The organism is Pseudomonas sp. BN102, assembly GCF_029871245.1.
Taxonomy (GTDB): Bacteria; Pseudomonadota; Gammaproteobacteria; order Pseudomonadales; family Pseudomonadaceae; genus Metapseudomonas.
This window is the reverse complement of sequence record NZ_SSON01000017.1, coordinates 15,942-36,031: the sequence shown is the minus strand read 5'-3', so window position 1 is coordinate 36,031 and position 20,090 is coordinate 15,942. Positions and strand designations below refer to the sequence as shown.

The window sequence follows — 20,090 nt, the reverse complement described above, 5'->3', positions numbered from 1 at the left end:
CGGGAGAGAACACATGAATAACAACAACAACGATCACGCAGTAACCCGAATAGAAACCCACGGTGTCGAGCAGATTCCCGATAACGAACGGGATGCCGGCCCGCTGGACCTGTTCCGCCTGATCTTCGGCGGCGCCAACACCTTTGCCACCGCTGTGCTCGGCAGCTTCCCGGTGCTTTTCGGCCTGTCCTTCGAGGCTGGTGTCTGGGCCATTCTGCTGGGCGTGCTGGTGGGTTCGCTGATCCTCGCCCCGATGGGCGTGTTCGGCGCGCTGAACGGCACCAACAACGCGGTGTCCTCCGGCGCCCACTTCGGCGTGCATGGTCGTATCGTTGGTTCCTTCCTCTCCCTGCTCACCGCCATCGCGTTCTTCTCACTGTCGGTCTGGAGCTCCGGTGACGCCCTGGTGGGCGGCGCCAAGCGCCTGCTCGAGCTGCCGGAAACCGACCTGACCCTGGGCCTGGCCTATGGCCTGTTCGCCGTGCTGGTGCTGGTGGTCTGCATCTATGGCTTCCGCTTCATGCTGCTGGTGAACAAGATTGCCGTCCGGGCCGCCAGCGTTCTATTCCTGCTGGGCATCTTCGCCTTCGCCGGGCCCTTCGATGCCGCCTACGCCGGTTCCGTGAACCTCGGCCAGGAAGGTTTCTGGGCTGCTTTCATCGGCGCCGCCCTGCTGGCCATGAGCAACCCGGTTTCCTTCGGTGCCTTCCTCGGTGACTGGTCGCGCTACATCCCGCGCGACACCTCCAAGCAGCGCATCATGCTGGCGGTGATCGGAGCGCAGTTCGCCACCCTGATTCCCTTTCTGTTCGGCCTGGCCACCGCGACCATAGTCGCCGTGCAGGCACCGGACTACATCGCCCAGAACAACTACGTCGGCGGCCTGCTGGCCGTATCCCCGGCCTGGTACTTCCTGCCCGTGTGCCTGATTGCGGTGATCGGCGGCATGTCCACTGGCACCACCTCGCTCTACGGCACCGGCCTGGATATGTCTTCGGTCTTCCCGCGCCTGCTGAACCGCGTGCAGGCCACCGTGATGATCGGCGTGCTGTCCATCGGCTTCATCTTCATCGGCCGCTTCGCCTTCAACCTGGTGCAGAGCGTGTCCACCTTCGCTGTGCTGATCATCACCTGCACCAGCCCCTGGATGGTGATCATGATCCTCGGCCTGATCATCCGCCGCGGCTTCTACTGCCCGGACGACCTGCAGGTCTTCACCCGTGGCCAAACCGGCGGCCGCTACTGGTTCACCAATGGCTGGAACTGGCGCGGCATGGGCGCCTGGGTCCCGAGTGCGCTGGTGGGCCTATGCTTTGTGAACCTCCCGGGCCAGTTCGTCGGCCCGCTTGGCGAGCTGGCCGGTGGCATCGATATCAGCCTGCCGGTCACTCTGGGCACGGCCGCCCTGCTGTACCTGGTACTGCTGGCGATCTTCCCGGAACCGGCCGCCGTCTACGGTCCCAAAGGCCCGCGCTGGGTTCCCTCGGTCAAGACTTCCCAAGCGTCCGCTCAGGGTTCCCCTGAAGCTGCGTAACAACGAAATAGCTCCACTTTATTGCGACTGCCTACAACAACAACCAATGCAAAACGCCTTGAAGGAGTTAACGATGACCAAACGTTCGCTGAAACTGCTTACCCTTGCCGGCCTGTGCGCCGCTACCCTCGGTGGTGGCGCGATGGCCGCCGACGGCAAGCCTTCGTTCGTGAGTTCGGGAAGTTTCCAGGTCTGCTCCGACCCGACTTTCCCGCCGCTGGAGTTCTTCGAGAAGACCGGTGATCGCGAGCCCAGCGGTTTCGACACCGACCTGATCCGCGCACTGGCCAAGCACTGGGGCGTGAAGCCGCGCTTCATCGTCACCGAGTTCACCGGCCTGCTGCCGGGCCTGGAATCCAAGCGCTGCGATGCGGTCATCAGCGGTACCCTGATCACCCCCGAACGCACCCAGAAGCTGAACGCCGTGGCCTATCTCGCCAGCGCCACCATCGTCTTCGGCAGCGGCAAGAGCGACCTCAAGCTGAACAGCCTGGACGATCTCTCCGGCAAGGTGGTGGCGGTGCAGTCCGGCACCCGCTACGTGACCATCATGGAAAAGCTCAACGCGGACCTGAAGGCCGCCGGCAAGACCCCGGCCGTGCTGCAGACCTACCCCAAGGGCAGCGACGTGGCCCAACAGGTACTGGTCGGCCGCGCCGCCGCCGGCCTGTCCCAGGACACCGAACTGGCCTACCGCGAACTGCAGACTCCCGGTCAGTTCAAGACCCTTTATGCCTTCCCCGAGAAGGACATCTTCGGCGCCTACATGCGGCCGAACCCGGAAGACCAGCAGGCCGTCCAGGACGCCGTGTCTGCACTGAAGGCCGATGGAACCCTGAAGGCCATCGCCGAGAAATGGAAGCTCGATCCAGCCAACCTGGAAACCGCCGCGCAATAAGGGGCCCCCTCTCCCACGTGTGGGAGAGGGGTAACCAACTCCCTCTCCCGTAAACGGGAGAGGGAGCCAAATGCTCGCTTCCATTCACGCAGGACACGTACATGAACTTCGATGTGACTGTCTTCTGGGACGCCCTGACGTCCTGGCACTTCTTCCGCGGCGCCTGCATCACCTTGGTGCTGGCGCTGGTGTCCCACTCGGTGGGTATCCTGATTTCCATTCCCTGCGCCCTGGCCCTGGACGGCCCGCCAGCCGTCTGGCGCACCACCCTGCGCGCCGTGCTCAGCGTCTTCCGCGGCGCCCCCACCCTGCTGCAGCTGCTGTTCGTCTGGAACGCCCTGCCGCAGTTCTTCCCGGCTTTCCGTGAAGAGTGGTTCACCCCCTTCATCGCGGCCTGGATCGCCCTCTCCATCAACGAGGCCGCCTACCAGGTGGAGATCAACCGCGCCGCCCTGCAGGCCGTGGACAAGGGCCAGTACGCCGCCGGCCATGCCCTGGGCCTGTCGCGCTGGCATACCTTCCGCTACGTCATCCTGCCCCAGGCCGCGCGCATCGCCGTGCCGCCTACCGCCAACGAATTCATCACCCTGCTGAAGATCACCTCGCTGGCCTCGGTCATCTCCCTGCAGGAGCTGATGGCGGTGACCTCGCAGACGGTCTCCACCACCTTCCAGTTCTCCGAGTACTACGCCGTAGCCCTCGTCTACTACCTCGCCATGGTCTACACCCTGACCTGGCTGCAGAGCGGCCTCGAACGGCGCCTGTCGTGGGATGCCCACGGTAGCGCCAGCAGCAAATCCGTCGGCCTGGTGCAGCGCACCCTGGCCCGCATGCGCCGTATCTGAGGAGCCCGAAATGAACGAAATCATCCGTCTGCAGAACGTCGGCAAGCACTACGACGATTTTCAGGTGCTGCAGGGCATCAACCTTTCCGTGCGCCAGGGCGAGAAGATCGTCATCTGCGGCCCGTCGGGCTCCGGCAAGTCGACCCTGATCCGCTGCATCAACCGCCTCAATCCGCACGACAGCGGCACCATCACCGTGGAAGACCAGGACATCTCCACCAAGTCCGGCAGCGACCACGTGCGCCGCGAAGTGGGCATGGTGTTCCAGAACTTCAACCTGTTCCCGCACATGACGGTGCTGGACAACTGCACCCTGGCGCCGATGAAGGTCCGTGGCATGTCGCGCAAGGATGCCGAGGAACTGGCCCTGCGCTACCTCAACCGGGTGCACATCGGTTCCCAGGCGCACAAGAAGCCCGGCCAGCTCTCCGGCGGCCAGCAGCAGCGCGTGGCCATCGCCCGCGCCCTGTGCATGAACCCCAAGGTGATGCTCTTCGATGAGCCCACCTCGGCGCTGGACCCGGAAATGGTCGGCGAAGTGCTGGAGGTGATGACCGAACTGGCCCTGGACGGCATGACCATGCTCTGCGTGACCCACGAGATGGGCTTTGCCCGCAAAGTGGCCGACCGCGTGGTGTTCATGGACGCCGGGCAGATCGTCGAGACCGCCAGCCCGGCCGAGTTCTTCGACAATCCCCAACACCCGCGTACCCGCGCTTTCCTGTCGCAGATCCGTCACTGATGAACGCACAAAACGAAGCCATCCTGCGCCGGGACCTGGCGGCCGCCTACCGGCTGGCCGCCCTGTTCGGCTGGGACGACACCCTCTACACGCACTTCTCGGTGCGCCTGCCGGGCGTCGAGCCGCGCTTTTTGATCAACCCCTTCGGGCTGATGTTCGAGGAGATCCGCGCCAGCGACCTGATAGTGGTCGACATGCACGGTCGTGTGGTGGAAGGCAACGCCGACTACAACGTCGCCGGCTTCACCATCCACAGCGCGGTGCACATGGCCCGTGCCGACGCCCACTGCGTGGTCCACACCCACACCCTGGCGGGCATGGCGGTGGCCGCGGCGGACAACGGCCTGGCCCAGCTCAACCAGATCAGCGCCGAGTTCCACCAGCGCGTGGGCTACCACACCTACGAAGGCATCGCCCTGGACCTGGGCGAGCGCGATCGCCTGGTGGCATCCCTGGGCGACAACATTGCCCTGATCCTGCGCCACCACGGCCTGCTCAGCGTCGGCGCCAGCGTCGCCGATGCCTTCTACGTCATGTACTACCTGAACAAAGCGTGCGAGATCCAACTCGCCGCCTCGACCTTGCGCGGCATCCGCGAGATGCCGAACGAGCTCAGCGTGCACGCCTGCGAACAGTTCCAGGCCTGCGAATGGCAGCACCAGCTGGTCTGGGAAGCCTGGCTGCGCAAGCTCGAACGCGAGTGCCCCGAATACAAGGACTAGGACAAGCCGGATTGCTTGAAAACATTGGCGCAGTGTGAAGCGTTGCGCGCTTTGCGATACCTGCCACGGCCTAACGAACCGCGGCAACAACAATAGAAAGTGAGATCTGAAATGGCTTTGGATATTTTCGTAGTACTGATCTATGCCGCCGGCATGCTGCTGCTCGGCTGGTACGGCATGCGCCGCGCCAAATCCCATGAGGAGTTCCTGGTGGCCGGGCGCAACCTGGGCCCGGCCTTCTACATGGGCACCATGGCCGCCACCGTACTCGGCGGCGCCTCCACCGTCGGCACCGTGCGCCTGGGCTACGTTCACGGCATTTCCGGCTTCTGGCTCTGCGCCGCGCTGGGCGCGGGCATCATCGTGCTCAACCTGTTCCTCGCCAAGCCGCTGCTGAAGCTGCGCATCTTCACCGTCACGCAGATCCTCGAGCGCCGCTACAACCCCATGGCGCGCCAGGCCAGCGCGGTGATCATGTTCGCCTACGCGCTGATGATCGGTGTGGTCTCCACTTTGGCCATCGGCACCGTGATGGAAGTGCTGTTCGGCCTGCCCTTCTGGGTGTCCGTCCTGCTCGGCGGCGGCGTGGTAGTGGTCTACTCCACCATCGGCGGCATGTGGTCCCTGACCCTGACCGACATCGTCCAGTTCATCATCAAGACCGTGGGCCTGATGTTCCTGCTCCTGCCGATCTGCCTGTATCGCGTGGGCGGCTGGGACGAGCTGGTGGCCAAGCTGCCGGAAACCGCCTTCAACTTCACCACCATCGGCTACGACACGATCATCACCTACTTCCTGATCTACTTCTTCGGCATCCTGATCGGCCAGGACATCTGGCAGCGCGTGTTCACCGCGCGCAGCGAGGGCGTGGCCAAGTACGCCGGCACCGTCGCTGGTGTCTACTGCGTGATCTACGGTCTGGTGGGTGCCCTGATCGGCATGTGCGCCAAGGTGCTGCTGCCTGACCTGGACAACGTCAACAACGCCTTCGCCGCCATCGTCCAGGCCTCCCTGCCGGACGGCATCCGCGGCCTGGTGATCGCCGCCGCCCTGGCCGCGATGATGTCCACCGCCAGCGCCGGCCTGCTCGCCGCCTCCACCACCATCTCCGAGGACCTGCTGCCCAAGCTGCGCGGCGGCAAGGAATCCACCCTGGGCATGAGCCGCCTGTTCACCCTGCTCACCGGCATCGCCGTGCTGGTCATCGCCCTGATCGTCAACGACGTCCTCGGCGCCCTGACCCTGGCCTACAACCTGCTGGTGGGCGGCATGCTGATCCCGCTGCTGGGCGCCATCTACTGGAAGCGCGCCACCACCGCCGGTGCCATCGCCAGCATGAGCCTGGGCTGCATCACCGCCCTGGTGTTCATGTTCACCGACGGCCTCGAAGCCAACACCCCGATCTATTACAGCCTGGCCGTTGGCCTGGTGAGTTTCGTGGTGGTCAGCCTGCTGTCCCGCCGCCCGGAAGCGGCCGGCGAACTGGCCTGACATGCACTGCCGCCTCTCCCCGGAGGCGGCCTTGACGCCCCGGTGCGGCCCTGCCGACCGGGGCTTTTTTTTTGTTCCGCCACGCAGGCCCTGCCCTTCGTGGGGCGAATTCATTCGCTAAGGGCAACGCAGTCGCCCCCTGCCAGGCCCCTGGGCAAACCTTCGGTCTGCTTAGCGAATGAATTCGCCCCCACAGGTGCCATCCTGCTGGCTATCAGCGCCAATACATTGCACGGAGCACCCCATGAAAATCGTCAGCCGCGACCAATGGTTCGAAGTCGAGCACTGCTACGACGGCATCAGCCTGATCAGCGAACCCTTCGTGCGGCCCTTCTACCGTTGCAACCTCTGGCACGTGCAGGGCCGCGACCGCGACCTGCTGATCGACTCAGGCTCTGGCGTCGTCAGCCTGCGCGAACAGCTGCCCTGGCTTACACAGCGGCCGCTGCTGGCGGTGGCCAGCCACACCCACTTCGACCATATCGCCGGCCACCACGAGTTCCCCGAACGTCTGGTGCACCCGGCGGAAGCGGACATACTGGCCGCCCCCACCGGGGCCAATACCCTGGCGGCGGATTACGTCGGCGACGAGATGTTCGAGGCGCATCCGGACTGCCCGCTGTGCTACGCCGAGTACCGCGTGAAGGCGGCGCCGGCGACGCGGCTGATCGATGAAGGGGATGTGCTGGATCTGGGTGATCGGGTGCTGGAGGTGCTGCATACCCCCGGCCATTCACCGGGTGGCATCAGCCTGTGGGAAGCGAAGACGGGCACCCTCTTCAGCGGTGACATCATCTACGACGGTCCGCTGATCGATAATGCCTACCATTCGAACCTGGACGATTACGCGAAAAGCCTCGCACGGTTGCGCGACCTTCCGGTGCGCACCGTGCACGGTGGCCATTTCCAGAGCTTCTCCGGTGAGCGCCTGCGCGAATTGGCGGACAACTGGCTCAGGGCTCACGGATAAACCGGTTACTGCCTCTGGCGGCGCTGCTCGACGAGACGGCGCTGCTCTTCACTACGGACTGGAATGGGTTGCAGGCGCGGTGCCTCGATCAGGCCCAGCGCGACACCCAGCTGCCACATCCACGCTTCTAGCCGCTTCTTCATGCTTGACCCCCTTTCCTGGGACGTTGGGCGGGTGGCCCGTGCTTCTTGGGCCACCCTAGTCAGGAGCTTAGTTGCTCCGGGCAAGATCAAAAATACGCCCCGACGAAAATTCCCTGCTGATCTGGGTCAAGCCGCCGAACGGTATCCGGGAAAACTCCTACGCGCGTGCTCCAGCTTTCGGTGGGTCGGTAGGGCGGAGACCCAGCTTACGAATTCGATGCAGCTGCGCGTTGGGTCGGGCCGCTCGCCGCTTGCAGGCGCCCCTGCTGCAAATCGATCCAGGCCCGCAGGTTGGCGCCGAGCATGCCCTTGCGCCACATCAGCCAGGTGGTGGTGCGGTTGAACGGCGCCGCCAACTGGTGCACCCGCACCTCGTCACGGCCCGGCAGGCTTTCCAGCATCGAGCGCGGCACCAGGGCGATGCCGCCGCCGGCGATCACGCAGGCCAGCATGCTGTGGTAGGACTCGATCTCCATGGGCGGCGCCATGGGCACCCGCGATGCGACGAACCAAGCCTCCAGACGGCGGCGGTAGGAACAGCTCTGGCGGAAGGCGTAGACCTCCAGCCCGGCCACGTCCTGGGCCGACTGTACTGGCCCGTGGGCGGCCTCGGTGATCAGCACCATTTCCTCCTCGAACATCGGCAGGCCGTCCAGCTCGGCGAACTCAAGCGGACCATCCACCAGGGCCGCGTCCAGGCGGCCGCCGAGCAGGCCTTCCAGCAGTTCGCCGCTGGGCGCGGTCTGCACCTGCAGGTTCACCGCAGGCCAGCTGCGGTGGTAGCTCACCAGCATGGGCGGCAGGTGGATGGCGGCAGTGCTGAACATCGAGCCGATGACGAAATCCCCCGCCGGCTCGCCGCCACGCAGCGCTGCCTCGGCCTCTGCCTGCAGGGCGAACATGCGCTCGGCGTAGCCCAGCAGTACCTTGCCCGCCGGCGAAAGCTGCAGGCGCTGGCGCTCGCGCAGGAACAGTTCGACGCCCAGGGCGTCTTCCAACTGGCGCAGGCGCGTGGAGAGGTTCGACGGCACCCGGTGCAGGCGGCTTGCCGCACGGGTGATGGAGCCCTCTTCTGCCACGGCCTGGAAGATACGGAGCTGGCTGAGTTCCATGGCGATACCATTCATATTTAATGAAGAAGTATTTCTTTTTTATTCGTTTTTAGTGAATACATCCAGCCCCTAGCATGGAAATCCGATGACCAGCTTCGGAGAACCGCCATGCCCACGCTGATCCGCCTGCTTGCCTGCTTCCTCGCCCTGATGGTCGCCATGGGTGTCGGCCGCTTCGCCCTCACCCCGCAGCTGCCGCACCTGATCGCCGAAGGCCAGGTGAGCCTGACCGGCGCCGGACTGGTGGCGGCGGCCAACTACCTGGGCTATCTGGTGGGCGCCCTGGATGCCCTCCAGGCCCGCGCGCCGCGCCAGGCCCGGCTGCGCCTGGTGGTCGGCCTCTGGGCCTGCGTGCTGCTGACCCTGGCCTCGGTGCCGGCGGAAGGCCTCTGGCCCCACGCCCTGCTGCGCTTCGGCCTGGGCGTGGCCAGCGCCTGGGTGCTGATCGTGATTACCGGACTCAGCCAACGCATCGCCGTCGAAGCCGGCAGACCGCGCCTGGGCAGCCTGGTGTTCGCCGGCCCCGCGTTCGGCGTGATGCTGACCGGTTTCCTGGCGCTGGGCCTGAACCTGCATGGACAAGGCTCCGCCATCATCTGGCTGGCCTTCGCCGGCGCAGCGCTGGCACTGGCCCTGGTCACCCAGCCGCTGCTGCCCTCCCCGCCCGACGCCGCTCCGCAGGCGGAGACCGTGGCCCATGCCCGACCGAAGGCCCTCTACGCGCTGCTCGGCGCCTACGGCCTGGTGGGCCTGGGCTACATCATTCCCGCCACCTTCCTCTCGCAGATGGCCGCCGCGCGCTTCCACGGGCAGTGGCAGGCGGACCTGTTCTGGCCCGCCTTCGGCTTGGCGGCGGCGATTGGCGTGGCGCTGGTCAGCCTGCGCCGGCAGCGCCCTGGCGGTACCCGCCGCTGGTTGGTGGCGGCGCTCTGGCTGCAGGCCCTGGGCACCCTGGCCTGCACCCTGCCGGGCATGCCCGGTCTCGCGCTCGGCGTCGCGCTGACCGGCGGGCCCTTCCTGGCCGGCATGCAGCTGGTGATGCAGTACGCCCGCGAACTGGACCCGCACGGATATCAGCGCAATGTCGGGTTGCTGACCGCCGCCTTCGCGCTGGGGCAACTGCTGGGGCCGTTGCTGGCGGCAGTGAGCAGCCACTTCAGCGGTGGCCTGCAGCCGGCACTCTATGTGGCGGGGGCGGGATTGTTGCTGGCGGGTGGAATGATGATGGGCGCCAGGGCGAGACAACCTGTAGGGGCGAATTCATTCGCCAAGCAGGCCGAAGGCCTGCCCGGCAGAAACTGATGGGGGCAGCTGCGCTGCCCTTGGCGAATGAATTCGCCCCTACAAGGGATGCCCTGGAATCAAGTCCCGGTCTTGATCTTGGTCCAGGTACGGGTCCGCAAGCGCTCCATCTTCGGCGGCAGCATCTCCACCGAGAACAGCTTGGCCTGTACCTCGGCCGGCGGATAGACGTTGGGGTTGTCGCGCAGCTCCGCCGAGATCAGCTGGTCCGCCGCCTGGTTGGGGTTGGCGTAGGCCACGTGGTCTGAGATGGGCGCCACCACTTCCGGGCGCAGCAGGTAGTTGAGGAAGGCGTGGGCCTGCTCGACGTTCTTCGCGTCCTTCGGAATGGCCATCACATCGAACCAGGCCGCGGTGCCTTCCTTCGGAATGCGGTACTCCACCTTCACCCCATTGCCCGCCTCCCGCGCGCGCGCCGCCGCCTGCATGGCGCCGCCGGACCAGGCGAGTGCCACGCAGACGTCGCCATTGGCCAGATCGGTGACGAACTTCGATGAGCTGAAGTAGGTGATGTTCGGCCGCAGTTTCGCCAGGTGCTCCTCGGCCTTCCTGTAGTCCTCCGGGTTGTGGCTATTGGGCGGCAGGCCCAGGTAGTGCAGCACCTCCGGAATCACCTCGGTGGGCGCGTCAAGGAAGGCCACGCCGCACTCCTTGAGCTTGGCCAGGTTGTCCGGGTTGAAGATCAATTCCCAGGAGTCCACCGGCGCGCTCTCGCCCAGCACCGCCTTCACCTTGTCGACGTTGTAGGCGATGCCGTTGGTGCCCCACATGTAGGGCATCACGTACTGGTTGCCCGGGTCCTTGGCGGCCAGGACCTTGAGCAGCGCCGGGTTGAGGTTCTTCCAGTTCGACAGCTTGCTCTTGTCCAGCGGCTGGAAGACCCCGGCTTTCATGTAGTTGGGCAGGAAGCCGTCGCTGGGCACCACCAGGTCGTAGCCGGAGTTGCCGGAGAGCAGCTTGGCCTCCAGCACCTCGTTGCTGTCGTAGACGTCGTACTGGGGCTTGATCCCGCTGTCGGCCTGGAAGTTCTTCAGGGTGTCCGGGGCGATGTAGTCGAACCAGTTGTAGATGCGCACCACGGGCTCGGCGGCGGCATTCAGCGAGGCGCCCAGCAGGGCACCCGCGAGCAGGATGAGAGTCTTCATCTGGCCGCTCCCTCGTAACCCTGGAGCACGTTCACCGCGTTCACGCCAATGGCTTCCACTGCGTAGCCGCCTTCCATGATGAACAGGGTGGGCAGGCCGAGTGCGGCGATGCGCTGGCCCATGCTCAGGTAGTCTGGCGAGTCCAGCTTGAACTTGGAAATGGGGTCGTCCTTGTAGGTGTCCACGCCGAGGGAGATCACCAGGGCGTCCGGCGCATAGGCCGCGATCTTGCGGCAGGCGTCGTCCAGCGCTGCGGACCAGCCGTCCCAGCCGGTGCCGTGGGGCAGCGGGTAGTTGTGGTTGAAGCCGGCGCCCGCGCCTTCGCCGCGCTCGTCGGCGTGGCCCAGGTAGTAGGGGTACTCCACCAGCGGGTCGCCGTGGATGGAGGCGAAGAGCACATCGCTGCGATCGTAGAACAGCTCCTGGGTGCCGTTGCCGTGGTGGTAGTCCACATCCAGGATGGCCACCCGCCTGGCGCCCTGGTCGAGGAAGGCCTGGGTGACGATGGCGGCGTTGTTGAAGAAGCAGTAGCCGCCCATGAAATCGCTGCCGGCGTGGTGTCCCGGCGGACGGCAAAGGGCGAAGGCGGTATTGGCGCCCTGGCGCATATGGTCCTGTGCGCTCAGCGCCACCTGTGCGGAGCTGTACACGGCCTGCCAGGTACCGGCGGTGATGGGCGCCTCGGTATCGAAGCAATAATGGCCGAGCTGGCCGTGCAACGCGGTGGGGATGGGCCCGTCGCGGCGCAAGCGGCGCGCCGGGAAGGTGGTCGGCAGCAGGTCGCAGCTGTGGCCTTCGGCAGCCCAGCGGTCCCAGGCGCCCTTGAGGAACTCCACATAGGCGGCGTCGTGCACGCGCAGGATCGGCGCCAGGCCGAAGTCGCGGGGTTCGATCACGTCACCCAGGTTCTGCTGGCGAACCCGCGCCAGCACGGTGTCCGCGCGGCTGGGCATTTCGAAACAGGGCTGGAGCTTGCCATCGACCAATTCCGACTGGCCGAAGTGGAGACGGTGATCGTCGCTATAGACGGTCAGCATGGAGGGCACCTCATCTGGGTCTTGTTATTGATGAAGGGATTCTGCGCGGGACAGGGGTTGGTTGCGCAGTGGTGGCGGTGGCCAATAGGGGATCGATATGGCCAATATTGCTGGCCGAAAAAACACGCAGCTGCGGGGTGGATAGAAAGGTGCTATCCCCTACTGCCTGTAAGCGAACTCATTCGCTAATCAGTTGGTAGCCCGGATGCAATCCGGGAGCGGGATTGAGCCGCGTCCGCGGATTCCATCCAGGCTACGAACCTTCAGGAGCCTCTCGGGACAAGTCATCCCGACGATGGTGCTACTTCACGACGTCAGCCACGCCGAACCCTGCGCAGATGTCCCTGGCGGAGGGGTTGTGGGAATAGAAGATCCTCGGGCCCTGCGGCGTTTCCATGAACACGGGATTGAACACCTTGGTGCTGCCCCCGCGCCGCTGCCAGGCCTGCCTGGGCTCCAGAAGGACCACGGCCTGGTCCTTCGCCCTGAGCCGCTGCATGTCGAGCTCGACCACGCCGATTCGCTGAAGCCCGCCATCCGGTCTGCCGGAGCGGGAGTTCCACCCAGCGAACAGGACGAACGCCCGCCCCTTGTAGAAGAAGATCGCCGGATCAGCCTCTTCGAAGTCGTGCCAGCCGGCGCGGGGCAGGTGGTCGAATATCCCACCGAAGTCCTGCCACGGACCGGCGGGGTCCGGCGCCCGTGCAATACCGGCGTAGAGGTTGTCGATCGATTTGTAGGTTGCGTAGTAGAAGCCATCGTCAGGATTGCGGCGGACATGCCAGTCGGCCGCCCTGAGTCCGACATCGTCCTTTCGCACATAGGGGCCGTCCCACTTGTCCGCGACATAGTGGTCGGTCTTGCCGACCTGTGCGTCATAGGCCCAGGCATGCCAGCGACCGTCGACCTCGATCACCGTAGGAAAGCGCCCGGGAATGACCGGCACCGGCTTGGCGTTCGCCAGGCCTTCGACTGTCGGAGAGCGGCGCACTATGGTGTTCGCCGTGTCGAACTCGTGGGAGAACAGCAGATAGTCGCCATCGCGCACCACCATGTCGAACTCGTTGACACCCTGGTCGAGGCAGAACAATTCGCCACGATCGGAGACCGCGTCTTCCGAAGTGAATACCGCCGGTTGCAACTCGCACCCGGACGACAGGGCGACCAGGAATCCCAAGGCAAACTTCTTCATAACTGCCTCATTGCCAGGTTTAGGAAATTAAGGGCCCGCACAGTACCTGCACAGCAAGGCACCACGATCGCGTCATCGCCGCACCGTATTCGTCCACGGCTCAGTCGAGCCGGGGTCTCGGTACGTTCGTGCATACCCGATGGATGGAAGACGAATCCGGCCGCGTCACGATGGCCTTGGAATGCAAGGGGCAGACCAATGCCCGTGCGGGGAAACCACCCGCGTCTTGTCCAGTTTCGTGCCGCCCACCGCCGTCGATGCGGCTGGATCGAAATTGTTACCGCTGTATGACACAACAAATGACCGCCGGGTCACCCCCGGAAATGACTCGGCGGCTGCCCGCTCCAACGCTGGAAGGCATGGCGCAGGCTGGCGGTTTCGCTGAAGCCGAGTTCCTCGGCGATGCGGTAGATGGGGATATCGCCCTGCTGGAGCATTTCCTTGGCGCGGGTGAAACGCAGTTCGTCCAGCAGTTGCTGGTAGCTGGTCTGCTGCTGGGCCAGGTGGCGGCGCAGGCTGCGGGAGGAGCAGTTCATCTGCCGCGCCAGTTCCTCCAGCCCCGGCGGGTCCTGCAGACGGGCTTCGATCAGGCCGCGCACCCGTTCGAGCCAGGCGCGGCGGGCGGCGAATTCGACGTTCTGCCGCCGGCATTGCTCGAGCATTTCCTTGTGGGTCACCGGGTCGGCCAGCGGCAGGCGGCGGGTCAGCCAGGCAGCATCGAAGCCGATGGCACTGCGGCTTGCGGCAAACTCCACCGGGCAGCCGAAGCCGCGCGCGTAGGGTCGCGCCATGCCGCTACCTGCGGGGTAGTCGAGTTGAACCGCACGCAGCGGCAGGGGCTGGCCCAGCAGGTCGGCGAAGGTGACCTTGAGCGAGCCCAGGCAGACCTCGGTATTGAACGGCCGCAGCGCTTCGTCTTCGCTGTAGCCGGCGGCGGTCAGCCAGGCGGTTTCGCCTTCCTGCTCCAGGGCCAGGCGAAAGTAGGTGCCCAACAGCACCGGGTAGCTGAGGCCGATGCGCAGGGCCTCGCCGAAGGTGGGCGCCGAGAGCATGGCGTAGCCCAGCAGGCCATAGGCGGAGATGCGCGTGCGCAGGCCCAGGGTCAGCCCCAGGGCAGGCCGCGGCGCCAGGCGTACGGCGTTGGCGTAGACCTGCTGCTCCTGATCGGGGTTGACCAGGCGTTGCAGCTCGCCAAGGTCCTGCTCGCTGATGCCGCTGCCGGCCAGCACGTCGCAGGCGCAGATCCCATCCTCCTGCAGCAATGCCACGGTCAACGCCGACATATGCAACGAGTTCAGCCAGGTGGCGCGGGTGAAGACATGTCCGACCATAGCGGCTCCAGCCCTACTGGATGGCCTCCGTCAGTTCCCGTTCCTGGCGCCGGTAGGGGAAGACGTCGATCACCTTGCCGGAGCGGATGGCGTCCTGCAGGGTCTTCCAGTACGCGGCGTCATAGAGGTCGCCATGCAGCTTGTTGAACAGCCGACGCTGGTCGATATCGGCGAACAGGAAGCGCGGGAACTCCTCGGGGAACACATCGTTGGGGGCCACCGAGTACCAGGGCTCGGCGGACATCTCGTCCTCCGGATAGCGCGGCGGCGGAATGACGCGGAAGTTCACCTCGGTGAGGTAGCTGATCTCGTCGTAGTCGTAGAACACCACGCGGCCGTGGCGGGTGACGCCGAAGTTCTTCAGCAGCATGTCGCCGGGGAAGATGTTGGCCGCCGCCAGCTGCTTGATGGCCAGGCCGTAGTCGTAGAGGGCCTCATGCACCTGGGCGTCGCTGGCGCTTTCCAGGTAGATGTTCAGCGGGGTCATGCGGCGCTCGGTCCAGCAGTGGCGGATCAGCACCACGTCACCTTCCAGGACAACCGTGGACGACGCCACTTCCAGCAACTCGGCCAGGCACTCCGGCTCGAACTTGGATTTCGGGAAGCGGAAGTCGGCGAACTCCTGGGTATCGGCCATGCGCCCCACCCGGTCGACGTTCTTCACCAGGCGGTACTTCTCGATCACGGTGTTGCGGTCCACCGTCTTGGCGTGGGCGAAGCGGTCCTTGATCACCTTGAACACGGTGTTGAAGCCCGGCAGGGTGAACACGCTCATCACCATGCCGCGCACGCCGGGCGCCATGATGAAGCGGTCGTCGGTGTTGGCCAGGTGGTTGATCAGCGCGCGGTAGAACTCCGACTTGCCGTGCTTGTAGAAGCCGATGGAGGTGTACAGCTCGGCGATGTGCTTGCCCGGCAGGATGCGCTTGAGGAAGCCGACGAACTCGGCGGGCACGGCCACGTCCACCATGAAATAGGAGCGGGTGAAGGAGAAGATGATCGACACTTCCGCTTCGTCGGTGATCAGCGCGTCGACCTGGATGCCGCGGCCTTCGCGGTGCAACAACGGGATCACCAGCGGCCATTGTTCGTCGCGGGTGTAGATGCGCCCCACCAGGTAGGCGCCCTTGTTGCGGAACAGCGGCGCGGCGAAGAGTTCGATGCACAGCTCCGGGTCCTTGCACACCCAGTCCGGCAGGTTTTCGCGCAGCTGGACCTCGAGACGCCCGAGGTCGCCGGCGCGGTCGTCGTAGGGCACGTCGAAGCGGTAGTCGTCGAGAATGGCCGACAGTACTGCGTGCAGCCGCGACTCGGGACGGTAGCTGCGAGTCTGCGGCGCGCGCTCGTGGGCGCGCAACGAGGGCCGAGTGGTGTGGATGAACATGCAGCCGTCGCTGATCAGGTCGTGGCTGAAAAGGCTGCAGAAGATCGAGTTGTACCAGGTCTCGGACAGCTCATCGTCGAAGCGCAGGTCGATCAGGTCGATGTAGGCACTCTTCACCAATGGCCAGAGCTGCACGTCCAGCAGCACCTCGGGCTCGAAGGCCCCGCGCAGCCGCGAGTTCACCTCGCTGACCTTCACCTCGTAGAGGGCGATCCGCTCGGCCGCGGCCTGCTGGGTTTCCTGCCAGTGCGCCTGCTCGAAACGGGCGCGGGCGCCGTCGGTGATCTGGCGGAAATGCTCACGGTAATCGTCGAAGCCTTCGAGGATCAGTCGGGCGATGCCTTCGGCCGGCCATTGCTGCGCCATGGAATTGTTCTCGGCTGCGGTCACGGGAAAGGCGAGCTTAGCCAGAGGGCGCGGTGAAAAAAAGCGCCGGCCGGGTACTTTGGCTGGGGCAAAGCATTTTGTGGGGGCGAATTCATTCGCTATGCAGGTCGCAGACCTGCCAGTGGAGTCCTTCTGGGGCTGCTGCGCAGCCCTCAGCGAATGAATTCGCCCCCACAGAAAAGCAGCCCCGCAGGCTGCTGTCCTCAGGCAATCCCCTTCTCGCGCATGTAGCCCTCCAGCATCTCGATGAACACTCGCACCTTGCGGGTGCGGCGGCGATGGGCGAGGTAGAGGACATGGACCCAGGGGCCGAAGGCATCGGGTTCCAGCAGGTACTCGGGCATCACCCGCACCAGTTGGCCGCTGGCCAGGTAGGGCTCGGCACTCCAGCGCGGGAGCACCTGCAGGCCATGGCCGCGCAGCAGGCAGGCGAGCAGGAAGTCGTAGTTGTCGCTGGCCATTCGCGGTACGGGCTGCGCCACGCGGATGCGCTCCTCGCCCAGGCGCAGCCACCAGAAATGCCGGTTGAGCAACGGATGCTGGAACATCAGCCAGTCATGCTGCTGGTAGGTCTCCAGCGACACTTCGATGCCCTTGCGTTCCAGATAGGCCGGGCTGCCACAGAGGTAGATGCGGTTCTCGGTCAGCGGCCGGGCGATCAGCCCCGGCAGGTCGGTGGGGCCGTCGCGCAGGGCAAGGTCGTAGCCGCCATCGATCAGGTCGACGAAGGCGTCGTTCAGGTCCACTTCCAGCCGTACCTGGGGATGCTCGCGCATGTAACGGCAACAGACGTCCTGGAGGAAGGCCGGGCCGAAGGACGGCGGCGCGGTGAGCCGCAGATTGCCGCGCAGCTCGTGCTGCAACTGTTCCACCTCCTCCCCCGCCAGTTGCAACTGCATCAAGGCCTGACGCGCCCCTTCCAGGTAGATGTGCCCGGCCTCGGTCAGGGCCATGCGCCGGGTGGTGCGTTCGAACAGGCGCACGCCCAGCTCGGCTTCCAGGTGTCCCACGGCCTTGGTCAGGGCCGAGGGCGTCTTGCCTTGTTGTTCGGCGGCACGGCTGAAGCTGCCGTGCTCGGCTGTGGCGACGAACATGGTGAGCGCGCTGAGCTTGTCCATGAATCTGTTCCGGTTCGGCACAAAAGTTGTGCGGAAAGATAGCATTCTGCTGTCTGGCCGGCTTGGTTAGGCTCAGCGCCATTCCAACAAGAACCGGACGAAAACCGATGAAAACTTTTGCCCCTACCCTGATGGCCGCAGCCCTGGCCTGTGCCTCGATGGAAAGCATGGCCGCGGTGGATCTCATCCTTCACAACGCCAGGGTCTACACCGCCGAACCCGGCCAGGCCCTGCAGCAGGCCGTGGCCGTGGAGGACGGCAAGGTTCGCGCCGTCGGCAGCGACGCCGAGGTGCTACGGCTGAAGGAGGCCGGCACCAAAGTGATCGATCTGGGCGGCAAGGTGCTGATGCCGGGCTTCGTCGACTCCCACTCCCACGCGGTGATGGGCGGGCTGGAGCTGGCCTCGGCCAACGTCGACACTCAGCTCATCCCCATGGCCGAGCTGGAACAGCGCCTGCGCCAATGGCGCGACAATGGCAAAGCGCGCCACGGCGACATCCTCAGCGTCGGCGGTCTGCCTTCGGCGTACTGGAGCCAGGTGGCGGAGTTCGAGCGGCGCTTCAACCAGGGCGAATGGGCCGAGGTGCCGATTGTCTTCGTCGGCTGGGACCACCATACCGGCTGGGCCAACCAGGCCATGCTTGAACGCGCCGGCATCGACGCCGCCAAGGTGAAATCCCTGAAAGGCGAAGAGCTGGCCACCATCGGCCATCACGAGGACATGCGCCCCAACGGTTTCCTCGCCGACGCCGGGCTCGACCCGGTGCTGGCGCAGTTCCCCCAGGCCACCGCCGAGCAATTGCTGGAAGCCGGCCGCGCCGCCCTGCGCTACAACCTCAGCCTGGGCATCACCGCCTGGATGGACCCGGCGGCCAACGCCGCGCCGGGCGAACCACTGTTCGACTTCAAACCCACCGCCCAGACCCTCGGCATCCTCCCGGTATACAAGGCCATGGCCGAGAAGGGTGAGCTGAACGCCCATGTCGCCGCGTTGCTGGTGGCCCATCCACAGAGCACCCCGTCCGACCTCGACACCCTGGACAAGGTTCGCCAGCAGTTCCAGGGCCTGCCCAACCTGAGCCTGCCAGGCATCAAGATCTTCGCCGACGGCGTGCCCGAGTACCCGGCGCAAACCGCCGCCCTGCTGGAGCCCTACAAAAACTCGAAGAAGTACGGCGAGCTGCTGATCGACCCGGCGCACTTCGGCGACCTGGTCAGCGCGGCCGATGCCCGTGGTTGGCTGGTGCACATCCATGCCATCGGCGACCGCGCGGTGCGCGAGTCCCTCAACGGCATCGAGCAGGCGCGCAAGGCACGGCAGAGCGGCATCACCCACTCCGTCACCCACCTGCAAATGGTCAACCCGAAGGAGTTCGCCCGCTTCAAGCCGCTGGGGGCGATCGCCTCCATGCAGCTCTACTGGGCCAGCGCCGACGATTCCACCATGGACCTGGTGCAGCCCTACATCAGCGCCATGGCCTACCAGTACCAGTACCCGGCCCGCTCGCTGCTGAAGAACGGCGCCACCATCGCCGGCGCCAGCGACTGGCCGGTGACCACGCCCGAACCCTGGAAGGCCATCTACCAGGCCGTCAGCCGCAAGGGACCGAAAGGCGTGCTCAACGCCGCCGAAGGCATCGACCGCGAGACCATGTTCCAGGCCTACACCCTCAATGCCGCCCGCACCATCGGGCTGGACCAGCAGATCGGCTCGCTCAAGCCCGGCAAGCAGGCCGACCTGATCCTCCTCGACCGCGATGTGTTCGAGGTCGAGCCCGAAGCCCTGCGCGATACCCGGGTGCTCAAGACCTGGTTCGCCGGCCGCGAAGTCTTCGAAGCCACTCTCTAAGCACCACAACCCTTGCTCCACACCCAGCCCCCGCGTTCGTGCGGGGGCCGGGCGGAGCCTTGCCTGCACCTGCCCGAACAATCACAACAACGGGAACCACTCGATGAAACGCTTCACCCTCCTCGCCCTCGCCCTGGCGCCCCTCGCCTGCCAGGCCGTGCAGCTGAACGACGACTTTTCCCTGCAGGTCGACCTGACCCTGGCCAGCGACTACCGCACCCGCGGCATCTCCCAGACCCAGAACGACCCGGCGGCCCAGGCCGGCGCCACCCTGCTGCATTCCAGCGGCCTGTATGCCGGCGTCTGGACCTCCAACGTGGACTTTGGCCTCGACCTCAAGACCCGCCAGGAAGTGGACTACTACGCCGGCTGGTACTGGCAGGCCACGGACGAGGTGAGCCTGGACGCGGGCTACGTCAAGTACGCCTACCCGAAGGAGAGCCAGTTCAACCAGAGCGAGGTCTACGCCATCCTCGGCGCCTATGGCTTCAAGCTCGCCGCCTACTACTCGGACGATGCCACCAACGTCTTCGGCGAACAGCAGGACATCCTCTACAGCTACGTCAGCTACGAAACCGCGCTGCCCGTGGATGTGGGCCTGAAGCTGCGTTACGGGCGCAACGACTTCAAGGACCCGATGTTCTGGTCCGCCAGCGGCGAAAGCACGGAGGACTACCACGAGTGGGAAGCCAAGCTGACCCGCGATTTCCTCGGGGTGACCTGGGGCGTCGCCTATGTCGACACCGACCTGTCCGAATCCGAATGCGCCAGCTACTACGGCTTCACCGATGTCTGCAGCGCGACCTGGGTGGCGAGTGTGAGCAAGAGCTTCTAGCGCCGCACAATCCACTGTGGGGGCGAATTTATTCGCCAAGGGCTGCGCAGCA

18 protein-coding genes are annotated in these 20,090 nt (G+C 65.4%); 10 read left to right on the top strand and 8 right to left on the bottom strand.

Translation table 11 applies throughout. The features are described from left to right. Nucleotides 1-13: 13 nt before the first annotated feature. The 7 genes from E8F12_RS01430 (at nt 14) to E8F12_RS01400 (ending at nt 7,202) form a co-directional block, all read left to right on the top strand. Nucleotides 14-1,534, top strand: coding sequence for a cytosine permease (locus tag E8F12_RS01430; protein WP_280323504.1), 1,521 nt, complete (start codon nt 14-16; stop codon nt 1,532-1,534). Nucleotides 1,535-1,607: 73 nt separating this feature from the next. Next, the gene (locus E8F12_RS01425; RefSeq protein WP_280323503.1) at nt 1,608-2,432 is read left to right on the top strand and encodes a transporter substrate-binding domain-containing protein; all 825 of its coding nucleotides are present in this window, start codon (nt 1,608-1,610) and stop codon (nt 2,430-2,432) included. A gap of 101 nt (nt 2,433-2,533) precedes the next feature. Continuing rightward, nucleotides 2,534-3,277, top strand: coding sequence for an amino acid ABC transporter permease (locus tag E8F12_RS01420; RefSeq protein ID WP_280288056.1), 744 nt, complete (start codon nt 2,534-2,536; stop codon nt 3,275-3,277). A 10-nt stretch (nt 3,278-3,287) separates the two neighbouring features. Further along, entirely contained in the window at nt 3,288-4,019 is a 732-nt protein-coding gene (locus E8F12_RS01415; RefSeq protein WP_280288055.1) for an amino acid ABC transporter ATP-binding protein, read from the top strand. Further along, a complete protein-coding gene (locus E8F12_RS01410; RefSeq protein WP_280323502.1) occupies nt 4,019-4,741 on the top strand; it encodes a class II aldolase/adducin family protein in 723 nt (240 codons plus the stop codon). Before E8F12_RS01415 ends, E8F12_RS01410 begins: the two co-directional genes overlap by 1 nt. Nucleotides 4,742-4,852: 111 nt before the next feature. Next, a complete protein-coding gene (locus E8F12_RS01405) occupies nt 4,853-6,232 on the top strand; it encodes a sodium:solute symporter (protein ID WP_280323501.1) in 1,380 nt (459 codons plus the stop codon). Between the two features lie 244 nt (nt 6,233-6,476). Further along, nucleotides 6,477-7,202, top strand: coding sequence for an MBL fold metallo-hydrolase (locus E8F12_RS01400; protein WP_280323500.1), 726 nt, complete (start codon nt 6,477-6,479; stop codon nt 7,200-7,202). Between the two features lie 5 nt (nt 7,203-7,207). Here E8F12_RS01400 and E8F12_RS01395 read toward each other — a convergent pair whose 3' ends face one another. Both E8F12_RS01395 and E8F12_RS01390 read right to left on the bottom strand, forming a co-directional pair. Next, nucleotides 7,208-7,345, bottom strand: a complete 138-nt coding sequence (locus E8F12_RS01395; RefSeq protein WP_280288051.1) for a PA1414 family protein — start codon at nt 7,343-7,345, stop codon at nt 7,208-7,210. 206 nt (nt 7,346-7,551) lie between these two features. Continuing rightward, nucleotides 7,552-8,457: a LysR family transcriptional regulator gene (locus tag E8F12_RS01390; protein ID WP_280323498.1), complete on the bottom strand. Its 906-nt coding sequence runs from the start codon at nt 8,455-8,457 to the stop codon at nt 7,552-7,554. 108 nt (nt 8,458-8,565) lie between these two features. On the opposite strand from E8F12_RS01390, the gene E8F12_RS01385 reads away from it, so the two are divergent. Continuing rightward, on the top strand, nt 8,566-9,759 hold the full coding sequence (locus E8F12_RS01385) for an MFS transporter (RefSeq protein ID WP_280323497.1): 1,194 nt from the start codon (nt 8,566-8,568) through the stop codon (nt 9,757-9,759). Nucleotides 9,760-9,818: 59 nt separating this feature from the next. On the opposite strand, the gene E8F12_RS01380 is transcribed toward E8F12_RS01385, so the two are convergent. The 6 genes from E8F12_RS01380 to E8F12_RS01355 form a co-directional block, all read right to left on the bottom strand. Further along, entirely contained in the window at nt 9,819-10,904 is a 1,086-nt protein-coding gene (locus E8F12_RS01380; RefSeq protein ID WP_280323496.1) for an extracellular solute-binding protein, read from the bottom strand. Then, nucleotides 10,901-11,941, bottom strand: coding sequence for a histone deacetylase family protein (locus E8F12_RS01375; RefSeq protein WP_280323495.1), 1,041 nt, complete (start codon nt 11,939-11,941; stop codon nt 10,901-10,903). The genes E8F12_RS01380 and E8F12_RS01375 overlap by 4 nt, the downstream gene beginning before the upstream one ends. 301 nt (nt 11,942-12,242) lie before the next feature. Further along, nucleotides 12,243-13,133: a hypothetical protein gene (locus tag E8F12_RS01370; protein ID WP_280323494.1), complete on the bottom strand. Its 891-nt coding sequence runs from the start codon at nt 13,131-13,133 to the stop codon at nt 12,243-12,245. Nucleotides 13,134-13,444: 311 nt separating this feature from the next. After that, nucleotides 13,445-14,464 (bottom strand): AraC family transcriptional regulator, encoded by a 1,020-nt coding sequence (locus tag E8F12_RS01365; RefSeq protein ID WP_280323493.1) that lies wholly within the window; start codon nt 14,462-14,464, stop codon nt 13,445-13,447. 13 nt (nt 14,465-14,477) lie between these two features. After that, complete coding sequence (gene aceK / locus E8F12_RS01360; RefSeq protein ID WP_280323491.1) at nt 14,478-16,214, bottom strand: bifunctional isocitrate dehydrogenase kinase/phosphatase; 1,737 nt, start codon at nt 16,212-16,214, stop codon at nt 14,478-14,480. A gap of 224 nt (nt 16,215-16,438) precedes the next feature. Next, nucleotides 16,439-17,353, bottom strand: a complete 915-nt coding sequence (locus E8F12_RS01355; protein ID WP_280323490.1) for a LysR family transcriptional regulator — start codon at nt 17,351-17,353, stop codon at nt 16,439-16,441. A 107-nt stretch (nt 17,354-17,460) separates the two neighbouring features. Between E8F12_RS01355 and E8F12_RS01350 the strand changes: the two genes are divergently transcribed. Both E8F12_RS01350 and E8F12_RS01345 read left to right on the top strand, forming a co-directional pair. After that, a complete protein-coding gene (locus tag E8F12_RS01350) occupies nt 17,461-19,203 on the top strand; it encodes an amidohydrolase (protein ID WP_280323489.1) in 1,743 nt (580 codons plus the stop codon). 103 nt (nt 19,204-19,306) lie between these two features. Then, nucleotides 19,307-20,038: a TorF family putative porin gene (locus E8F12_RS01345; RefSeq protein WP_280323487.1), complete on the top strand. Its 732-nt coding sequence runs from the start codon at nt 19,307-19,309 to the stop codon at nt 20,036-20,038. The last annotated feature ends 52 nt before the right edge of the window (nt 20,039-20,090 follow it).